Source organism: Alphaproteobacteria bacterium (genome assembly GCA_024244705.1).
Classification (GTDB): Bacteria; Pseudomonadota; Alphaproteobacteria; order JAAEOK01; family JAAEOK01; genus JAAEOK01.
In genome coordinates, this window is the sequence record JAAEOK010000085.1 from 122,624 (window position 1) to 141,057 (window position 18,434).

General features: G+C 62.6%; 14 protein-coding genes, 1 tRNA gene and 1 pseudogene. 10 read left to right on the forward strand and 6 right to left on the reverse strand.

Features of this window, described 5'->3' with window-relative positions; genetic code table 11:
- The first annotated feature begins 10 nt into the window (after positions 1-10).
- The 3 genes from cphA to GY791_16490 all read left to right on the forward strand — a co-directional run bounded on the left by cphA (position 11) and on the right by GY791_16490 (position 6,410).
- Positions 11-2,857, forward strand: coding sequence for a cyanophycin synthetase (gene cphA / locus GY791_16480; protein MCP4330025.1), 2,847 nt, complete (start codon positions 11-13; stop codon positions 2,855-2,857).
- A 26-nt stretch (positions 2,858-2,883) separates the two neighbouring features.
- Positions 2,884-4,608 (forward strand): Mur ligase, encoded by a 1,725-nt coding sequence (locus GY791_16485; protein ID MCP4330026.1) that lies wholly within the window; start codon positions 2,884-2,886, stop codon positions 4,606-4,608.
- 86 nt (positions 4,609-4,694) lie between these two features.
- Positions 4,695-6,410, forward strand: a complete 1,716-nt coding sequence (locus tag GY791_16490) for a glutamine--tRNA ligase/YqeY domain fusion protein (GenBank protein MCP4330027.1) — start codon at positions 4,695-4,697, stop codon at positions 6,408-6,410.
- A gap of 21 nt (positions 6,411-6,431) precedes the next feature.
- On the opposite strand, the gene GY791_16495 is transcribed toward GY791_16490, so the two are convergent.
- The 3 genes from GY791_16495 to GY791_16505 form a co-directional block, all read right to left on the reverse strand.
- Positions 6,432-6,857: a gamma-glutamylcyclotransferase gene (locus tag GY791_16495; protein MCP4330028.1), complete on the reverse strand. Its 426-nt coding sequence runs from the start codon at positions 6,855-6,857 to the stop codon at positions 6,432-6,434.
- A gap of 245 nt (positions 6,858-7,102) precedes the next feature.
- Entirely contained in the window at positions 7,103-8,089 is a 987-nt protein-coding gene (locus GY791_16500) for a hypothetical protein (protein ID MCP4330029.1), read from the reverse strand.
- 160 nt (positions 8,090-8,249) lie between these two features.
- Positions 8,250-8,323: transfer RNA gene (locus GY791_16505), tRNA-Gln, on the reverse strand.
- 151 nt (positions 8,324-8,474) lie between these two features.
- On the opposite strand from GY791_16505, the gene GY791_16510 reads away from it, so the two are divergent.
- The 5 genes from GY791_16510 to guaA all read left to right on the forward strand — a co-directional run bounded on the left by GY791_16510 (position 8,475) and on the right by guaA (position 14,693).
- Complete coding sequence (locus GY791_16510; protein MCP4330030.1) at positions 8,475-9,506, forward strand: Ppx/GppA family phosphatase; 1,032 nt, start codon at positions 8,475-8,477, stop codon at positions 9,504-9,506.
- A complete protein-coding gene (locus tag GY791_16515) occupies positions 9,478-10,209 on the forward strand; it encodes an RlmE family RNA methyltransferase (GenBank protein MCP4330031.1) in 732 nt (243 codons plus the stop codon). Before GY791_16510 ends, GY791_16515 begins: the two co-directional genes overlap by 29 nt.
- Before the next feature lie 98 nt (positions 10,210-10,307).
- Positions 10,308-11,771, forward strand: coding sequence for an IMP dehydrogenase (guaB, locus tag GY791_16520; protein MCP4330032.1), 1,464 nt, complete (start codon positions 10,308-10,310; stop codon positions 11,769-11,771).
- A gap of 20 nt (positions 11,772-11,791) precedes the next feature.
- A complete protein-coding gene (locus tag GY791_16525; protein MCP4330033.1) occupies positions 11,792-13,102 on the forward strand; it encodes an RsmB/NOP family class I SAM-dependent RNA methyltransferase in 1,311 nt (436 codons plus the stop codon).
- A 43-nt stretch (positions 13,103-13,145) separates the two neighbouring features.
- Positions 13,146-14,693: a glutamine-hydrolyzing GMP synthase gene (gene guaA / locus GY791_16530; GenBank protein ID MCP4330034.1), complete on the forward strand. Its 1,548-nt coding sequence runs from the start codon at positions 13,146-13,148 to the stop codon at positions 14,691-14,693.
- 297 nt (positions 14,694-14,990) lie between these two features.
- Here the strand turns inward: guaA and GY791_16535 are convergent, their stop codons facing one another.
- Positions 14,991-16,331 carry a hypothetical protein gene (locus tag GY791_16535; GenBank protein MCP4330035.1) on the reverse strand — a complete coding sequence of 447 codons (1,341 nt, stop codon included), beginning with the start codon at positions 16,329-16,331 and terminating at the stop codon, positions 14,991-14,993.
- Positions 16,332-16,389: 58 nt separating this feature from the next.
- Between GY791_16535 and GY791_16540 the strand changes: the two are divergent.
- Positions 16,390-16,578 (forward strand): annotated as a pseudogene (locus GY791_16540) (hypothetical protein).
- 277 nt (positions 16,579-16,855) lie between these two features.
- Here GY791_16540 and GY791_16545 read toward each other — a convergent pair.
- Both GY791_16545 and GY791_16550 read right to left on the reverse strand, forming a co-directional pair.
- Positions 16,856-17,131, reverse strand: coding sequence for a hypothetical protein (locus GY791_16545; GenBank protein MCP4330036.1), 276 nt, complete (start codon positions 17,129-17,131; stop codon positions 16,856-16,858).
- Positions 17,132-17,231: 100 nt separating this feature from the next.
- Positions 17,232-17,582 carry a DUF2794 domain-containing protein gene (locus GY791_16550; protein ID MCP4330037.1) on the reverse strand — a complete coding sequence of 117 codons (351 nt, stop codon included), beginning with the start codon at positions 17,580-17,582 and terminating at the stop codon, positions 17,232-17,234.
- A gap of 206 nt (positions 17,583-17,788) precedes the next feature.
- Between GY791_16550 and GY791_16555 the strand changes: the two genes are divergently transcribed.
- On the forward strand, positions 17,789-18,433 hold the full coding sequence (locus tag GY791_16555; GenBank protein MCP4330038.1) for a tetratricopeptide repeat protein: 645 nt from the start codon (positions 17,789-17,791) through the stop codon (positions 18,431-18,433).
- Position 18,434 lies beyond the last annotated feature (1 nt).

An 18,434-nucleotide genomic window follows, 5' to 3' on the forward strand; every position in this document is an offset into this window, starting at 1 on the left:
GAACTGGGTCATGCGGATCCTCGACACATCGGTCTATCGAGGACCGAACATCTATGCGCTCTTCCCGATGATCCGACATCTTGTCGATATCGGGATCCTCGAAGAATGGCCGACAGGCCGTTTGGGCGAGGGTTTCATCGGCCCTCTGCTGGAAACGCTGCCCGGCCTGCACGAACACGGGTGCTCCTATGGCGAGCCGGGCGGATTCGTCCGCCGCCTGCGCGATGAAGAGGGCACTTGGATGGGCCATGTCTGGGAGCATGCGGCGATCGAGTTGCAGAACGTCGCCGGGGCCGAAGTCAGCTTCGGCAAGACCCGCGGCGCCGGCGAGGCCGGCGTCTACAACATGGTTTACGAATACGAACAGGAGGAAGTCGGACTTCAGGCCGGACAGCTGGCGCTCGACCTGATCCACCATCTCCTGCCGCAGGACCTGGTCGACGAAGATCTCCGGCGGCCTGATTTCGTATTCGACGAAGAGCGTGACGCGTTTATTCGCTTTGCTCAGCGCCGTGCGCTCGGCCCCAGCACGGCCTCGCTGGTCAAGGCAGCGCGGGAACGCGACATTCCCTGGATCCGGCTGAACGCGCAGAGCCTGGTCCAGCTCGGTCACGGACGGTTCCAACGCCGTATCCAGGCGACGGTAACCAGCGAGACCCATCACATCGCCGTCGAATTGGCCTCCGACAAGGAGGAAACGAACAGGATTCTCGCCGACCTCGGCTTGCCGGTGCCGAAGCAGCGCCTCGTCTACGGTGCGGAGGATGCCGTGCGCGCGGCGGGACGAATCGGATATCCGGTCGTCGTCAAGCCGCTCAACGCGAACCACGGTCGCGGCATCTCCATCGGGGTCGCCGACGCCGAGGCGGTGGGCGCCGCCTTCGAGCATGCGCAATCCAACAATCGCAGCAGCCAAGCAGTCATCATCGAGTCGTTCATTCAAGGCCTCGACCACCGCATGCTGGTGGTGAACGGAGAGCTGATCGCCGTGTCGAAGCGGGTTCCGGGCCATGTCATCGGTGACGGCACCCAAACCGTCAAAGAGCTGGTCGCGGAGGTCAACAGCGACCCTCGGCGCGGCGTCGGCCATGAGAAGGTCTTGACCCGCATCGAGCTCGACCGTCAGGCGAACCAGATGCTCGAGAAGCTGGGCTACACCAAGGACAGCGTTCCGCCCGCCGGCGAAGTCGTCCATCTGCGGTCGACGGCCAACCTTTCGACCGGCGGCACCGCGATTGACGTCACCGACATCGTTCATCCGGACAACCGGGACATGGCGGTACGCGCGGTGAAGGCGGTGGGGCTCGATGTCGGCGGTGTCGATTTCCTGTGCTCGGACATCAGCAAGTCATTCAAGGAAACCGGCGCGGCGATCTGCGAAGTCAACGCGGCACCCGGATTCCGCATGCATGTGGCGCCCAGCGAAGGCCAATCACGGGACGTGGCCGGGCCGGTCATGGACATGCTGTTTCCGCCGGGGATGCCGTCGCGGATTCCGATCGCGACGATCACCGGGACCAACGGCAAAACGACCACCGCAAGGATGGTCGCGCACATCTTCAAGATGTCCGGCAACACGGTGGGATTGGCGACCACCGATGGCGTCTATATAGACGGCAATTTGACGGTAAAGGGGGATATGACCGGGCCGGTGGCGGCGCAGATGATCCTGCGCGATCCGTCGATCGATGCCGCCGTCCTCGAATCGGCGCGTGGCGGCTTGTTGCGGCGCGGCCTAGGCTATGAACGGTGCGACGTCGGTGCCGTGCTCAACATCGCCGCCGACCACCTCGGATTGAAGGGCATCGAGACGCTGGAGGACATGGCGAAGGTCAAGCGCATCGTCGTCGAAGTCGCCAAGAATACCGCGGTCCTTAACGCGGATGACGAGTTATGCCTCAAGATGGCCGAACACACCGAGGCCGAAAATCTCTGCTACATCACCATGAATGCCACCCATCCCCTGGTCCGCGAGCACGTCCGCGCCGGCGGCCGCGCGGTTGTCCTCGAGCAGGGCATGAACGGGCATATGGTCACCATCTACGACAATGGCGCCCATATCCCGCTGATGTGGACGCACCTCATTCCTGCCACGCTTGAAGGCCGGGCCATGTTCAACGTTCAGAACGCGATGTGTGCGGTGGCCATCGCCTACAGCCTGGACCAAAACCTGGAAGACATCCGGCACGGGCTGCGGACGTTTACGACCTCCTATTTCCAGGCGCCCGGTCGCATGAACGTATTCGACGAGCATCCGTTCAAGGTCATCCTCGATTATGGCCACAATCCCAGCGCGATGGCCGCGATGTGCCGGCTTGTCGAACAACTGGACCCTCCGGGCCGCCGCATCTGCGTCGTGGCATTGCCGGGCGACCGCCGCGACGAAGACATCGTCGAGGCGGCACGTACACTGGCCGGCGTGTTCGATCATTATATCTGCCGTCGCGATGACAATACCCGCGGACGGGGGCCGGACGAGGTGCCGCAGATCATGCGCCGGGCCCTGATCGAGAATGGCGTGGCGGAATCCGCTATCGAGGTAATCCCGGAAGAAGAAAAGGCCGTTGCCACCGCGCTCGAAATGGCCGAGGCGGGAGACCTCGTCCTTATCTTTGGCGACAACATCGGGCGCAGCTGGAAACAGATCATCTACTTCAACCGGCCGCACGAGAATGGTGAAGACGAAGTGGAGGCCACTGCTTCGGCCGTGGCCGAAGCGGTACCCGATCCACTGGCCGACGCACGGCCGGTGGTCGATGCGCCCGAAGTGCCCGACCTCGCCCGGATCGGCAGCCTGCAACTGGTCCGCGACAAACGCGGCGTGCGCCTCGCGGTGGAACCGGAAGAGGCAGATTGATACTTTCCGCCGCGGTGGGTGGGGCCATGGAATTATCCGACATACGCCGGCTGACCGGTGCCAATCTGATCATGAACCGACCGGGCGCGGCGGGTGAGGCCGACTTGCCGCCCGGTGACGAAGGATATATCGCGGCGCTGTGGCGGCGCCAGGCGCGCCGGATGTTGGATGCGGTGGGCTGGAGCCAATCGATTACGGCGATACGGCCGTTCCAGGGTGGCGCGAGCCTCGCCGTCAGTGCGCCGATCGATGGCCTCTACGCGGCGACGGAGATCGTCGAATGGGCCTGGGAGGAGGCGCGGGCGCTATGGGACGGTGCCGCGGTGTCCGAGCTGGAGCCGGCTGCCGTTGCAATACGCGCGAATATCGCGGAAGAGCGAAATCCCGCTCTGGTCGCCATCGAGGCAGCCGCCCGTGCCCGGGGTGTGGTCTTTCTTCACGGTGAAGACAGGGCATCGGTGGGGCTCGGCACTGGATGCCAGGCCTGGCCCGACGATGCCTTGCCGACGGTCGACGACATCGATTGGGACCGCGTGCATGACATCCCGGTCGGACTGGTCACCGGCACCAACGGCAAGTCGACGACAGTCCGCCTGACCGCCGCGATCGGCGCCGCCACCGGTCGCATTGTGGGCCTGTGTTCGAGCGATTGGGTTCGCGTCGGCGGCGAAATCGTCGACGAAGGCGACTATTCGGGGCCCGGCGGCGCCCGTCGCGCGGTGCGCGACTCACGTGCCGACCTCGCCGTGCTCGAAGTCGCTCGCGGCGGCCTGTTGCGGCGTGGACTCACGATCCCCCGGGTCCGCGCCTGTTTGATCACCAACGTGGCCGTCGACCACCTCGGCGAGTACGGCGTCATGGATCTGGCCGGGTTGACCGAGGCGAAATTCCTGCCGGCGCGGAGCGTGGAGCCGGGTGGGCGCCTGATCCTCAATGCGGACGATCCGCAACTGGTCCGCCATGGCATGGCGTTCGACGGCGAAATCACCTGGGTCAGTTTGTCTCCGGACAGCGAATTCATGGCGGCATGGCTGGCGTCCGGAGGCGAGGCGGCGGTTTTGGCCGAGGACCAGCTGGTCCTCGCCCGCGGACAGGAGCGGATCCCGGTCCTCGAGGTCGCTGATTTTCCGATCGGCCTGAACGGCGCCGCGCGCTTCAACCTGTCGAACGCCCTCGGCGCGATCGCCTTGGCCGATGTCCTTGGCCTTCCGGTTGCGGCGATGGCCGAGGGTCTGGCCAAATTCAGCGGTGGGCCGGAGGACAATCCGGGCCGCGGCAATTTCATCGACCTCGGCGGCGTGACCGTACTCGTGGATTTCGCCCACAATCCTCACGGCGTCGCCGCGCTGATCGATGGGATCCGGCATCTGCCGGCGCGACGGCGCCTGTTTCTTCTCGGCCAGGCCGGCGACCGCCGCGACGAGGATATCCGCGATCTCGCCCGCATTGTCTGGGACGCGCGCCCGGACCGCATCCTGGTCAAGGAGATGGCCAAAGCCCTTCGCGGTCGCGAAGCGGGGGAGGTGCCGGAATTGATCGCCCAGGAACTCGATTCCCTGGGCGCGCCGCGCGATGTCGTGGGCAGCGCGGATTCCGAGCTCGACGGCCTGCGGCAAGCGCTCGAATGGGCGGAGGAGGGCGACCTCCTCGTGCTGCTGTTACACACCGATCGCAAGGAGGCGCTCGGTAAACTTGTCGAACTGCGCGACCGGGGTTGGCAGGCGGGAATGCCGATCGATATCGATGACTGAATTTTGCACCCTCTTGGCGGACGCCGCGAAAACCGCTAGATCATCGCCCGAATTCCTGCAACGACGAATGCGTCAATGAGAACGCCATGAAAAACGTCGAATCTTCGACCGGCGAGAAATCGCGGAGCGATGACGGCAAGCTCGATTTCATCCGCGAGATCGTGCGCACGGACCTCGCGTCCGGTCGCCGCGATACCGTCGTCACGCGTTTTCCGCCGGAGCCCAACGGCTACCTCCATATCGGTCACGCCAAGTCGATCTGCCTGAATTTCGGCGTCGCCGAGGAATTCGGCGGCTACTGCAACCTGCGCTTCGACGACACCAATCCGACCAAGGAGGATGTCGAGTACATCGAGACGATCCAGCAGGACGTGCGGTGGCTCGGTTTCGATTGGGGCGAGCATCTGCATTTCGCCTCGGATTATTTCGAGCAGCTTTATCAATGGGGCGAGAACCTGATCGAGTCCGGGAAGGCCTATGTCGATGATCTGTCACCCGACGAAATCCGCGCGTATCGCGGTACGCTGACCGAACCGGGCCGCAACAGCCCGTACCGCGACCGCGCAGCCGCCGAGAACATGGACCTGTTCCGGCGCATGCGGGCGGGCGAATTTGCCGAAGGTGCGCGGGTTCTCAGGGCCAAGATCGACATGGCGTCGGGCAACATCAACCTGCGCGACCCGGTCATCTACCGCATTCTGCACGCCCACCATCCGCGCACCGGAGAGGCCTGGTGCGTTTATCCCACCTACGATTTCGCCCACGGCCAGTCGGACGCGATCGAAGGCGTGACCCATTCGCTTTGTACTCTGGAATTCGAGGACCACCGGCCGCTCTACGACTGGCTGTTGGAGAACCTGCCGGTTCCGACGCGCCCCTACCAGTACGAATTTTCGCGGCTCAACCTGTCCTACACCGTGCTGTCGAAGCGGCGGCTCGTTCAGTTGGTCACCGAGGGCCATGTCCGCGGCTGGGACGATCCGCGCATGCCGACCCTGTCCGGGTTGCGCCGCCGCGGCGTTCCGCCCACCGCGATTCGGGATTTTGCGCGGCGCATCGGGATCACCAAGGGCGATGGCACCGTCGAGATGGCGCTGCTGGAACATTGCATCCGCGAGGATCTCAACAAATCGGCCGAACGGCGGATGGCCGTGCTGCGGCCGTTGAAGGTGGTGATTGAAAATTATCCCGAAGACGGCGACGACACGCTGGAAGCGGTCAACAATCCGGAAGACCCTGAGGCCGGCCAACGATCGCTCCGGTTCGCGCGTGAAATCTATATCGAGCGCGACGATTTCATGGAGGATCCGCCGAAGAAGTTTTTCCGCCTCGCGCCGGGCCGCGAGGTGCGCTTGCGCTATGCCTATTTCATTACCTGCCGCGAGGCGGTCAAGGACGCGGCCGGCGAGGTCGTCGAACTGCGCTGCACCTATGATCCCGAGACCCGCGGCGGCAATGCGCCGGATGGCCGCAAGGTCAAGGCGACCTTGCACTGGGTCTCGGCGCAGGATTCGGTCGCGGCCGAAATACGGCTCTACGACAGCCTTTTTACCCGCCCCGATCCCGGAGCGGATGGCGAACTGCTCGACGACCTCAATCCGGATTCCGAGGTGATCCTAACCGAATGCCGGCTGGAGCCGAGTCTTGGTGATGCCGAAACCGGCCGAACGGTCCAATTCGAGCGCCTGGGATATTTTTGCCTCGATCCGGATACGACGCCGGAACGGTTGGTCTTCAACCGCACTGTTGGGCTGCGCGACACCTGGGCCAAGGTGCAGCGCCAGGCGCAGCCCAAAGCGTAGTTCCCGGCGGCGAAGTGTCGTTTAGAATCGGCTGCTGCGCCGCGCTGCCGGCACGTATTGCGAATCGTCGAGATACTCCGTCATCGGCGCCGAGTGTGTCCCGGCGATGGCCGCGCGGTCCTTGCCATAGGTCCACGCGTCAAATGTCGCCCCGTCGTCCGTGCCTTCGAGGCTAACCTGAATGCGGCGATAGCCGTTCGGCGTCCCGGCGCCTTCGAAATCGTCGAGAAAAAGCAGGCCTCGATCGTCGACGCCATAGGCCTCGCCGAACACCCGATGGCCGACGCCCGGCTCCGGGATGAGATAGCGGGAGAACCATCGCCCGCCGATCACCAGCGGGTAGGCGTCGATCGTCCTGACCCGGCCGATGAAGGCGAACCCGCTCATCCCGGCGTCGTGATTGGCGAAGCCGCGCTTGAGCGTTCCATAGACGAATACCTTGTGCATGGTGTTCTGGGCTAGGCGGCCCGCCCCTCGACGATACCGGACTCGGCCACGGCCCGCGCACGTCCGCAATCCCGCGTGGAGAGTCTTTCAAGTTGAGATGGCGCCGCCATCGTCCGGTGCCTTTCCTATTGAGCCACAATCTCGAATAGCCTTTGTCGAACCAGCGGCACTCTCGCAAATCGACCATCGAGAACGTGTCGTGTGCCACCTAATCCATGACTCACGCGCGCTTATTTCTAAAGTTGCTAGCCTGGAAGGTTGAGTAGCTGATTCCAGTTCCCGTTCGTCCACGATTCGACCTTCTCAGCACGACTATTCCAGAAATCGTCGATTATTTCTGTATTCTTCGGATCGAGCCATCGCTTTTCGAGATGCTTCAGGTGGTCGTACTGTGGAGTTGGTAAAAATCCCGAATCGCTGATGTAGAGAAGCGGACCGTTTATGTAGGCTACTACTCGGCAGATCTTCCGCTGACCCGCTTCAATTCTATTCAATGTGACGGCCCTTTCCTGCTCGTCTAGTTGGCCGCGTGATCCCGCGTCGGCAGCATGAGCAATGAACTTGGAGGCAACCTTGTTAATGCCAGCACAAATGCCGAGCTTACTCTTGATTTTATCGAAAATGGCCGGGTCAAGTTTGTCATTGCGTAACCATTGACCATTCTCATTCCCAATGAGGCAGTCGAAATGTTGATGGACAAGTGTTGCCGTGTCGTATGCCTCGGGGCCATTGGTCGGTAGACTGGTGACCGTCACCCCGTTGGTCTTCTTTGCCTCGGCTGCCAGCGTCCGCAAACTCCGTTGGCGTGCGGGTTCCGGGTCGAATGGCAAGCCGTCGTGGCACACGTACATCTCGCGTGTGAACAGATCGGCGTTGGCCTTCATGTCATCCAAGAGCCGGGGAATGTTGATCGCGTCACCTCGTCCGTTGGTTTCCGTCAAGCGCCGGATCGCGAGCAACTGTTTGGCCACATAGCCTTCGTCAATGAACGAGGCCACGGCCCGGTTGAAATCTACATTGGGTGATGGGCACTTGTGGGCTATGCGGCGGCATTCGTTGATGGTTCGGAACACCATATCGTTCCAAAGCATCCCGTGAATCTGCCTCCAGATTGAATGCTCGTCATTCGACAGCCATTCTTGCCACACGCTGAACCGTTCCCGGAATTTCTCCAACCGGGGCCGATCACATTCGCGGACATCGCATTCGGAAATGGGGTAGTTGAAAGCCATGGCCATTACCGCTCCACACGAACGGCTACGGGTACAGCCGGCCCGCGTCAAGTTGTGGTTTAGGCCGCCGCCGTGCTTGGACCACTTTTATGGGCTAGCCAATGGGCTAGATCGCCCAAGAGTTTCCAAATTATCTTTATAAAGCGATAACTTAATGAATTGGCTGGGGGACCTGGATTCGAACCAGGATTACGCGGTCCAGAGCCGCGTGTTCTACCGTTGAACTATCCCCCAAGCGGGACGACGCCCGGTCGCCGCCGACGCGGCAGCCTTTTACCATAACCCGAACCGCTGTGAACAGTCTCCACCGTGTCGGCCCGAGGCTGGCGGCGGTGCCGTGGACAGGCTAATCTTTGCGCCCAATTCGGACCGATTAGATCCGGGAATGGTGATGGCGGCACACGATCGGCAGATGTCGAGACAGGATCGGCGACGGAATTCGTCGCCGTCGCCGCCGATCTATGCCGCGCTTGATCTCGGGACCAACAATTGCCGGCTGCTGATCGCGCGGCCTAGCCGCGAAGGTTTTCGCGTCATCGATTCGTTTTCCCGCATCGTCCGCCTCGGCGAAGGCCTGTCGGATACCGGTGACCTCGACGAGGACGCCATGGCGCGCACGCTCGACGCGCTTAAGGTGTGCGCCGAAAAAATGGCGCGGCGCGGTGTGACGGTGACGCGGAGCGTGGCCACCGAGGCCTGCCGGCGGGCGCGCAACGGGGCCGAGTTTCTTGACCGAGTCCGCGCCGAAACCGGGATTCGATTCGAAATCATCGATTCCGACGAGGAGGCACGCCTCGCTCTGGTCGGCTGTTCCTCGCTGCTTCACGATTCCCATCCTCACGCCCTGGTCATTGATATCGGTGGCGGCAGCACGGAACTGATCTGGTTGACGGTCTCCGACACCGGTGCACCGGCGATGCAGGATTTTGTCTCACTGCCGTTCGGGGTCGTCGGTTTCGCCGAGCGATTCGGCGGCGGTCGCGTGTCGGCCGATGAATATGACACCATGGTGTCCCACGTAGTCGACGGACTCGTGCCCTTCGAGGACCGCCACCGCATCTCGATCCACGTCGAATCGGGGCAGGTGCAGATGTTGGGAACCTCGGGCACGGTGACCACACTAGCCGGCATCTTGTTTGATCTTCGCCGCTACAATCGGCGGCGCGTCGATGGCAGTTACCTCGATTTCGACGACATTTTCGGCGTTAGCCGCAGACTGGCGGCAATGAGCTGCGCGGAACGGGCGACCCATCCTTGTATCGGAGCCGAGCGCGCCGACCTCGTCGTCGCCGGCGCCGCCATTCTCGAAGGCATTTGCCGCTTGTGGCCGGTCGGACGGTTGCGCGTCGCCGACCGCGGCCTGCGCGAAGGCATCCTGATGGGGTTGGTTGCTACAACGCGATCGGCGGAGCATTAACGTGGCGCGGAAGGTGTCCGGGCCCGGAAAAGGCGGCTCGCGCGATCCGGCGGTCCGGGTCAAGACGGCGCGGCGTCGCAAGGCGTCGTCGACGCGATGGTTGCAGCGTCAGCTCAATGACCCCTATGTCGCCGAGGCCAAACGCCGGGGCTACCGGTCGCGGGCGGCGTTCAAACTAGCCGAAATCGATGACCGGTGCCGCCTGCTGCGTCGCGGCATGCGGGTCCTCGATTTGGGCGCCGCGCCCGGCGGTTGGGCGCAGGTGGCCGCGGATCGGGTCGGGGCGGGATCCGGCGGCGGTTCGGTTCTGGCCGTCGACCTGCTGCCGATGGACCCTTTGCCCGGGGTCGAGATTCTTCCGCTCGATTTCATGGATGTCGATGCACCGGACCGGATCCGCGATCGGCTCGGCGGGCAGGCCGATTTGGTTCTGAGCGACATGGCCGCGCCGGCGACCGGCCATGCGGCAACCGATCACCTGCGCATCATGGCGCTGTGCGAAGCGGCGCTCGAATTCGCCGTCGAGGTACTGGCGCCGAATGGCGCGTTCGTCGCGAAGGTATTGCAGGGCGGTACGGAATCGGCGCTCCTGGCTCGCATGAAGCGGGCCTTTGCCACTGTTCGGCATGTCAAACCGCCGGCGAGCCGAAAGGACTCGGCCGAAATGTACGTCGTCGCAACCGGATTTCGTGGCGAGGCCTAGCCGGGGGCTCAAGAATCCACCTCCGCCGCCACCAATTTCCTTGGGGATTTCAATTGTCGTCTGTATAGTGCGGCGCCAAATTCGGACTCGGAGGCGGCATGGAATTTCGCGAGGCTCTCACATTCGATGACGTCCTCCTCTTGCCCGCCAAATCCGCCGTCCTGCCCAAAAACGCCGATACCCGAACGCGCCTGACCCGCAGCGTGGAGCTGCGTATTCCGTTGATATCGGCGGCCATGGACACGGTTACCGAAAGCGCGATGGCGATCGCCATGGCGCAACTCGGCGGCGTCGGCGTGATCCACAAGAACCTCGACATCGAAGCCCAGGCCAACGAAGTGCGCCGGGTCAAGAAGTTCGAATCGGGCATGGTCGTCAACCCGTTGACGATCGACCCGGACGCGACCTTGGCCGATGCCTTGGCGCTGATGACCGAGTACCGTATTTCCGGCATTCCGGTGGTCGAGGGCGATGGCGGCCGCTTGGTCGGTATCGTGACCAACCGCGATGTGCGCTTTGCCAGCGACCCCGGCCAGCCGATCCGCGAACTGATGACCTGCGAGAACCTGATCACCGTCAAGGAGGGAGTCGATCGCGACGAGGCCAAGCGACTGCTCCATCGGCACCGCATCGAGAAACTGCTGGTCGTCGACGATTCCTACCGCTGCATCGGCCTTATCACGGTCAAGGATATCGAGAAGTCGCAGCAATTTCCGGATGCCACCAAGGACGAGCACGGCAGGCTCCGCGTGGCGGCGGCGACCGGCGTTGGTGATGACGGCTTGGTGCGCGCCCAGGCGCTCTTCGACGCTGGCGTCGATATCATCGTGGTCGATACCGCGCACGGCCATTCCGAGGGCGTTATCGATTCCGTAGGGCGCATTCGAAAGCTCGACAACCATACCCAAATCGTCGCCGGAAACGTCGCCACAGCTGATGGTGCAAAAGCGTTGATCGACGCCGGGGCGGACTCGATCAAGGTCGGGATCGGGCCGGGTTCGATTTGCACGACCCGCGTCGTGGCCGGTGTCGGCGTGCCGCAATTGACCGCGATTCTCGACGCGGTCGAGGTCGGCCACAAGGCCGAGGTGCCGATCATCGCCGACGGCGGCATTCGCTATTCCGGGGATTTGGCCAAGGCGATCGCCGCCGGCGCGGATTGCGCCATGATCGGCTCACTCTTGGCGGGGACCGATGAAAGCCCGGGCGAAGTTTATCTCTACCAGGGCCGGTCCTATAAGTCCTACCGCGGCATGGGGTCGGTCGGCGCGATGGCCCGCGGATCGGCCGACCGCTATTTCCAACAGGAGATCCGGGATAGTCTGAAATTGGTGCCGGAAGGCATCGAGGGGCAGGTTCCGTACAAGGGGTCGGTGGCGAATATCGTTCATCAGCTGGTCGGCGGACTGCGTGCCGCCATGGGATACACCGGTAACGGGACAATCGCCGAGTTCCAGGCCCGCAGTGTTTTCCAACGCACGACGAACGCGGGGATCCAGGAGAGCCACGCGCACGACGTCAGCGTTACACGGGAAGCGCCAAACTATCGCCCCAACATCTGAGGAGGCGGCGGAGGGTCAGGGTGACGCCGGGGGCACGCTTACAAAGCGCTATCGAGATACTCGGGCTGCTGGCGTCGGATAGGCGCCCGGCCGACCGCGTCCTGCGCGCCTGGTTCCGCGCCAACAGGTATGCCGGTGCCAAGGACCGCCGCACGATTTCGCGCCGCATCTACACCATCATCCGCAGCCGCGCCCGCCTCGATTGGTGGTGCTCGCGCCATTTGGGCGGTGAGGCGATTTCCGACCGCGATCGCATGATCGCCTCGCTGGTCCTTACCGACGGGCTGGAAGAGGGGGCGATTGCCGGGCTGTTCGATGGCGGAACTTATCGGCCGTTGCCGTTGACGGCGGCGGAGCGAACCCTGATCACGGCGCTCTGCGGCCACATGATCGACAGCGCCGAACAGCCGGAAACGGTTCGTGGCGAATACCCCGATTGGCTCGACGAATCGCTCCACAGCGCTTTCGACGGCGCCGTGGTGGCGGAGCTGCAGGCCCTCAATCGCCCGGCCCCGCTGGATATCCGGGTTAACTCGTTGAAGGCGACGCGTGAGTTCGTGCGCGCCGACCTTCAGGCGGTCGGCATCGCGGCCGAGCCGTTGCCGATGTCGTCGTTCGGTCTGCGGATCGCCGAGGGCACGCCGATCGATCACACGCCGGCGTTCCGCAACGGCCTGATCGAAGTCCAGGACGAGGGGTCACAACTGATCGCCGCTCTGACCACGGCGCAGCCCGGCATGACGGTCGTCGATTATTGCGCCGGGGCCGGCGGCAAGACGCTGTCGCTGGCCGCCACGATGGAAGGGCGGGGTCGGCTCGTCGCGTGTGACATCGAGCAGCGTCGCCTGGCGGCCATGATGCCGCGCCTGCAGCGGGCCGGGATCAGAGGTTTCGTCGATGTGCGGCCGCTCGGTGGGGCCGGCAGGTTGACGGGTTTGGGAGACGGTGCCGACCGCGTGCTGGCCGACGTGCCGTGCAGCACATCGGGTGCTTGGCGGCGCGACCCAGCGGCAAAGTGGCGGCTGTCTCGCGGTGATCTCGACCTCTACGTGGCGACGCAGCGGGCGATCCTATCCGACGCCGCGGCATGCGTCGGGCATGGCGGGCAGTTGGTCTATGCGACCTGCTCGGTGCTGCCGGAAGAGAACGAGAATCAGGCGGCGTGGTTCCTCGACAGCCATGCGGATTTCGTCGCGCTGCCGGCCAATGACGTGTGGGATGGGGTCGTCGAGCGGAGCTGTCCCTGTGGCGGACCCTATGTGAGGCTGAGCCCGGCACGGACCGCGACGGACGGCTATTTCATCGCCATTTTCGAGCGCCAGGGTCGGTGAGCCCTTGCATACGCGCGTCCGAACTGTTCCATAGGATCGAATTATGACCGACCGTATCCTGATCCTCGATTTCGGTTCCCAGGTCACCCAGCTGATCGCCCGGCGATTGCGGGAGGCGGGGGTCTATTGCGAGATCGCACCGTTCAGCACCGCGGCCGAGCGGATCGAAGCCTTCGCGCCGAAAGCCATTATCCTTTCCGGCGGGCCGGCGTCGGTTATCGACGACGACACGCCACGGGCGCCCGACATCGTCTTCGAGATGGGCGTGCCGTTGCTCGGCATCTGCTATGGGCAAATGACCCTGTGCGCGCAACTCGGCGGCGGCGTCGAGAGCGCCGACCATCGCGAATTCGGCCGCGCCTTCATCGAGGTTGTCGACGACTGCGCGCTGTTCGATGGACTCTGGGACAAGGGGCAGCGCGAGCAGGTCTGGATGAGCCACGGCGACCGGGTCGAATCCTTGCCGCAAGGATTTCGTGCCGTCGCCGTCAGCGAGAACGCACCGTTTGCGGTGATTGCCGACGACGGGCGGAAATATTACGGCCTCATGTTCCACCCCGAGGTCGTCCATACGCCTCAGGGTGGGCGGCTGCTGGCCAATTTCGCCCATCATGTCGCCGGATGCCGCGGCGACTGGACGATGGCCGCGTTCAAGGATTCGGCGATCTCGCAAATTCGCGCGCAGGTGGCGAAGGGACGTGTCATCTGTGGCCTATCGGGCGGTGTCGATTCGTCGGTCGCCGCGGTCCTCATCCATGAGGCGATCGGCGATCAGTTGACCTGCATCTTCGTCGATCACGGCCTGCTGCGGGCCGGCGAGGCCGAAGAGGTCGAAACCGTGTTCCGCCGCAAATACAACATCCCCTTGGTGGCGCGGAACGCGAGCGACCTCTTCCTGTCGCGCCTCGATGGCGTCGACGATCCGGAGCGCAAGCGCAAAATCGTCGGCGCCACCTTCATCGACGTCTTCGAGGAGGAGGCCGGCAAGCTCGGCGGGGCGGATTTCCTCGCCCAGGGCACGCTCTATCCCGACGTCATCGAATCGGTGTCATCTACCGGCGGGCCAAGCGTCACCATCAAGTCGCATCATAATGTCGGCGGCCTGCCCGAGCGCATGAACATGAAGCTGGTCGAGCCGCTGCGCGAGCTGTTCAAGGACGAGGTTCGCGCCCTCGGCCGCGAATTGGGGCTGCCGGAGTCCTTGGTCGGCCGCCATCCGTTTCCCGGACCCGGGCTCGCCATCCGCATTCCGGGCGCGATTACGCCCGAAAAGCTGGAGATCCTGCGCAAGGCGGACGCGATCTATCTCGAAGAGATCCGGGCCGCCGGGCTCTATGATGCGATCTGGCAGGCGTTCGCCGTCCTGCTGCCGGTCAAGACGGTCGGCGTCATGGGGGACGGGCGAACCTACGAGTATGTCTGCGGTCTGCGAGCGGTGACCTCGACCGACGGCATGACGGCGGAATCGTTTCCCTTCGCCCACGAGTTTCTCGACCACACCGCGACCCGCATCGTCAACGAGGTCCGCGGCGTCAACCGGGTGGTCTACGACGTGACCTCGAAACCGCCCGGCACCATCGAGTGGGAGTGAGAGTATTAGAAACGGCCACGATCGGCGGCAACAGCGCGCGAAAGCGTAAAGGCTTCTGGCGATAGTTCCCAAATAAGAACAAATGTATGATGATGGAATTCGCCGCACTAACTTCACGCCAAGATGGACATCCCGTTCATTGTCGCAACTTGGTCCGCTTTGCACGACAGTCGGAAACTAGCTGTCGGGGCCAGCTGGCCAAATGAGGCGCAAGCGGCCGTTTCCTGCAAGTTCTCGAACGGTTGACAGTGTGCGAAAAGCTGACCTTAGCTGGCTCGTTGCACGCCTATCGCCATCTCACGGCCCTGGCTTTTCACTGCCTGACATTTCCAATCCGCGTCGGGTCTCTGCAATTCCCCGCCAAAGCTCTATTTCTTTGTCGAAGCCTTCAGGTTGAACGATGACATTCACAGGTATAAACGCATCCTTCCTAGCAATCTCTTTCCCGCTTTCGGTATCAACTATTTCAAGGCTCCCATTAAGTAAGTACCATTTCTGGAAATCAATCAGGTCGGCCTTTCTATCCGCGTAGGCCGCTGAGTCGTCATCTGAGATCCCAAAGACGCCTTCGTAAATGTCGAATTCCAATCGTTCTTCCGCAAAGTTGAGGTAAAACTTGGCCTGTAGCGAGCCGTCTTCTCTCCCATAGATCAACAAGGCTCGCGAACCAATTTGCTCAAGTTGAAGTGGCACCAATCCTTCAAGAGCCGGAAAAGGTGGTTTCCCACGCAAACGAACAGATATAGTCGGGAGGTCAAACTGAGTGCCGGGAGGAATGGCGTCCCCACGTATAAGCTTTTCGACATGGTCATCGGCAAAAGCAGCTTTGAACCCCGCAAGCTCATGGTGGTGTTCACGATACACCGTCATCGAGGTCTTAAAGTCCAATTCTTCTTCGATCGCCATTTCGGCAAGACTTTCAATGATCGGCAGTTCGCGATACAGACGCCGAGAGTCCGCCGGGTCATCTGGATCAATAATTGGGTCCGCATTGGCGTGGGCAATCGCGCAGCGCCCCGACTCGAACAGGTGTAACGCGATGTCAGCAACGCCTTCGGCCTTCAACTCTGCAACGGCATTCTTGGCATGCATGTTTTCTAGTCTTCCAATGACGTCCGGCATCCACGCCCGTCGTGCGGGACCGTCTCCGACCGCTACTTCAATCGCACGAAAAAAGGAGAGGAATGAATAAGCAGGGTGACTTAATCCCCGCCCTTCGCGCATCAGTGCTAAGGCAAGTTTTGCTCTCTCGGAATCGATAACCGGCAGGTAAGGAAGGTCGAAACCATCACGGATTACGTAACCGCCTTCCTTGCCTCGCCCAATTGAATGGGGAAGGCTACCACCGGAAAAGGCTTCGAGCACCGCTCCCTTACCTTCGACCCATGAGATCACACTCAGAAATCGGAGGATGCGCTTCCGCAATTCGTCCCGTGAAATACCATCAGCGCGGGCTGCAATCCCCGGAAAGGCATCGCGTGTGACTGGAATAGTCCAATAATTCCACCCATCGTACGGCAGCTCTTGAACTCTGACCGGCCACGCGATGGAAGTGTCGATATTCGCGACAACCCAGTCACCGCGACGCTTCAATTCGTCGGTCCAAACTTCTTTCAGTTCAAGAATTTCAAGCTTCATCGCAGAATCTGCCTCACAACGGGATCGCGGATTTGCCTCTAAACTCGACTTCACACCGTTGCGCGCGGTGACCTCGACCGATGGCATGACGGCGGAGCCGTTTCCCTTCGCCCACGAGTTTCTCGACCACACCGCGACCCGCATCGTCAACGAGGTCCGCGGGGTCAATCGGGTGGTCTATGACGTGACCTCGAAACCACCCGGCACCATCGAGTGGGAGTACGGGCTTTGCCCGGGCGCGCTATGACGAGCACTGTCGTGATGCTAGCGGACGATTGAACGCGGGCAAACCAGCAACCCCGCCTGGGATCCGCCGGCGGGGTTGCGTTGTGGGTGGCTTGAAAGCTCACCGCCCGATCCGAGACCGGGCCATTTCTCTATGATGTGGTTTCGTTTTTTGAGGACGAGTCTTGATTGTCCGGCGGGATCATCTTCCGAACCTCCTCTTCAACGACCAACCATATCATAGATCTCCAGCCAACTGAATGGCGGCGGCCGATTTCGACGCCAATCGAGCGAAAATCTTAGTGCCGCGCGACGAGACCCAGCGACGGCCAAGCCGGCCGGGTCGCGACATCCTTCGATCCGCAACCGCTGCAGCGGGTCCGGGCGCCGACCTCGGGCACCGGAAAGTCGGGACCGAGCTCACCGATCAGCATCTCGACCGCCAAAACCGCATTGTGGCTACAGCGGTTGCACCAGCAGAAGACATCGATCCGGGCGTCACCGAGCTCGCCGAGCGTGGTCGGACGGCGCTTGCCCTCCTCGGCGGCGAGGTGACTGTTCTTGATCCCGGCCATGGTGACGATCCGTTCGAGAGAACAGAACATAACAAGAACATTTATGTGGGATCAAGCGCGCTTGGCGAGGCGACGGAGTTCTGCGGATTAGTTTTGCGTTCTAAGCGCGGCGCGCCGGCGAAACCGAGCGAAGCTGGCGCTCGAGAGCGACGATGGCCTCGTCGATCGTCCCCGCGCGGCTAACCTGGCACGGACCACGGGTCACCACGTAGCGCGGCGTTTCGCGCGCGCCGCGGGCTTCCTTGGCGACGGAGAAGACGGGCATCTCGGCGCTGTTGCGGAACACCGAAAACACCGCCCGGCGACCATCATGATCGATCGCGTAGTCGCGCCATTCTCCACTGATGACCCGTCGACTATAAACATTGAGGAGTTTACTGAGCTCGCGGCGGTCGAAAAAAACAACCTGTGGACGGGCTTTGAAGTCCGCGATGCTCAGCACCTGTCCCATTGGCAGGACGCTCCTTTCGGTGACATTTCCATGACCAATCGTCCCCCATTTTGGAAGGGCTGTCCAGCGCCGATAATTCAACGGCCAGAAGGATTTGGCGATTACCGTCAAAACCATTCGGAAACCCGAGGCGGTGTTTGCGTTTAGCGAAACGGCGGGCTATTTTACGCCGCTCCGACCCCAGCGGGCGCTCCGGGAATCATCGAATGGCCGACATTTTCCAAGAAGTCGACGAAGACCTTCGTCACGAACGCTACGCCAAGCTGTGGAAAAAGTACGGCGGGATTGCGATCGGCATAGCGGTCTTTGTCGTGCTTGCCATCGCCGTATCCACCGGCTGGCGCCAATACCAGATCAGCCAGGGCGAAGCGGCGGGCGAAGCCTTCGCGGTGGCGCTCGACGCCTTCGAACAAGGCGATGATGGGACGGCGGCGACGGCCTTCGCCGAATTGGCCGAATCCGCCGGCGATGGCTATGCGGTGCTGGCCCGGCTGCAGGAAGCGGAGGCCCGCGCCCGCGCCGGCGATACCGAGACCTCGGTGGCGATCCTCGAGCGGGTCGCCGACGATCCGTCGACCGACCCCATATTCCGCGATCTCACGGTTCTGTTGCTGGCGCTCAACACCCTCGACAGCGGCGATCCGGTCGCCTTGACCGCCCGTCTGCAGCCGCTGACCGCGGAGACGAGCCCGTGGCGGTATAGCGCCCAGGAGTTGATCGCCCTGTTGGCGATACGAACCGGCGAAACCGGGCGGGCCCGTGACCTGTTGACGGCCTTATCCGACGACGATACCGCGCCGATTGGCCTCCGCGCCCGGGCCACCGAAATATTGGCCACGCTCGGTGGATAGG

Coding starts and splice junctions, on each gene's coding strand:
- cphA (MCP4330025.1), top strand. CDS start 11: ATGCGGATCCTCGACACATCGGTCTATCGAGGACCGAACATCTATGCG.
- GY791_16485 (MCP4330026.1), top strand. CDS start 2,884: ATGGAATTATCCGACATACGCCGGCTGACCGGTGCCAATCTGATCATG.
- GY791_16490 (MCP4330027.1), top strand. CDS start 4,695: ATGAAAAACGTCGAATCTTCGACCGGCGAGAAATCGCGGAGCGATGAC.
- GY791_16495 (MCP4330028.1), bottom strand. CDS start 6,857: ATGCACAAGGTATTCGTCTATGGAACGCTCAAGCGCGGCTTCGCCAAT.
- GY791_16500 (MCP4330029.1), bottom strand. CDS start 8,089: ATGGCTTTCAACTACCCCATTTCCGAATGCGATGTCCGCGAATGTGAT.
- GY791_16510 (MCP4330030.1), top strand. CDS start 8,475: ATGGTGATGGCGGCACACGATCGGCAGATGTCGAGACAGGATCGGCGA.
- guaB (MCP4330032.1), top strand. CDS start 10,308: ATGGAATTTCGCGAGGCTCTCACATTCGATGACGTCCTCCTCTTGCCC.
- guaA (MCP4330034.1), top strand. CDS start 13,146: ATGACCGACCGTATCCTGATCCTCGATTTCGGTTCCCAGGTCACCCAG.
- GY791_16535 (MCP4330035.1), bottom strand. CDS start 16,331: ATGAAGCTTGAAATTCTTGAACTGAAAGAAGTTTGGACCGACGAATTG.
- GY791_16545 (MCP4330036.1), bottom strand. CDS start 17,131: ATGGCCGGGATCAAGAACAGTCACCTCGCCGCCGAGGAGGGCAAGCGC.
- GY791_16550 (MCP4330037.1), bottom strand. CDS start 17,582: ATGGGACAGGTGCTGAGCATCGCGGACTTCAAAGCCCGTCCACAGGTT.
- GY791_16555 (MCP4330038.1), top strand. CDS start 17,789: ATGGCCGACATTTTCCAAGAAGTCGACGAAGACCTTCGTCACGAACGC.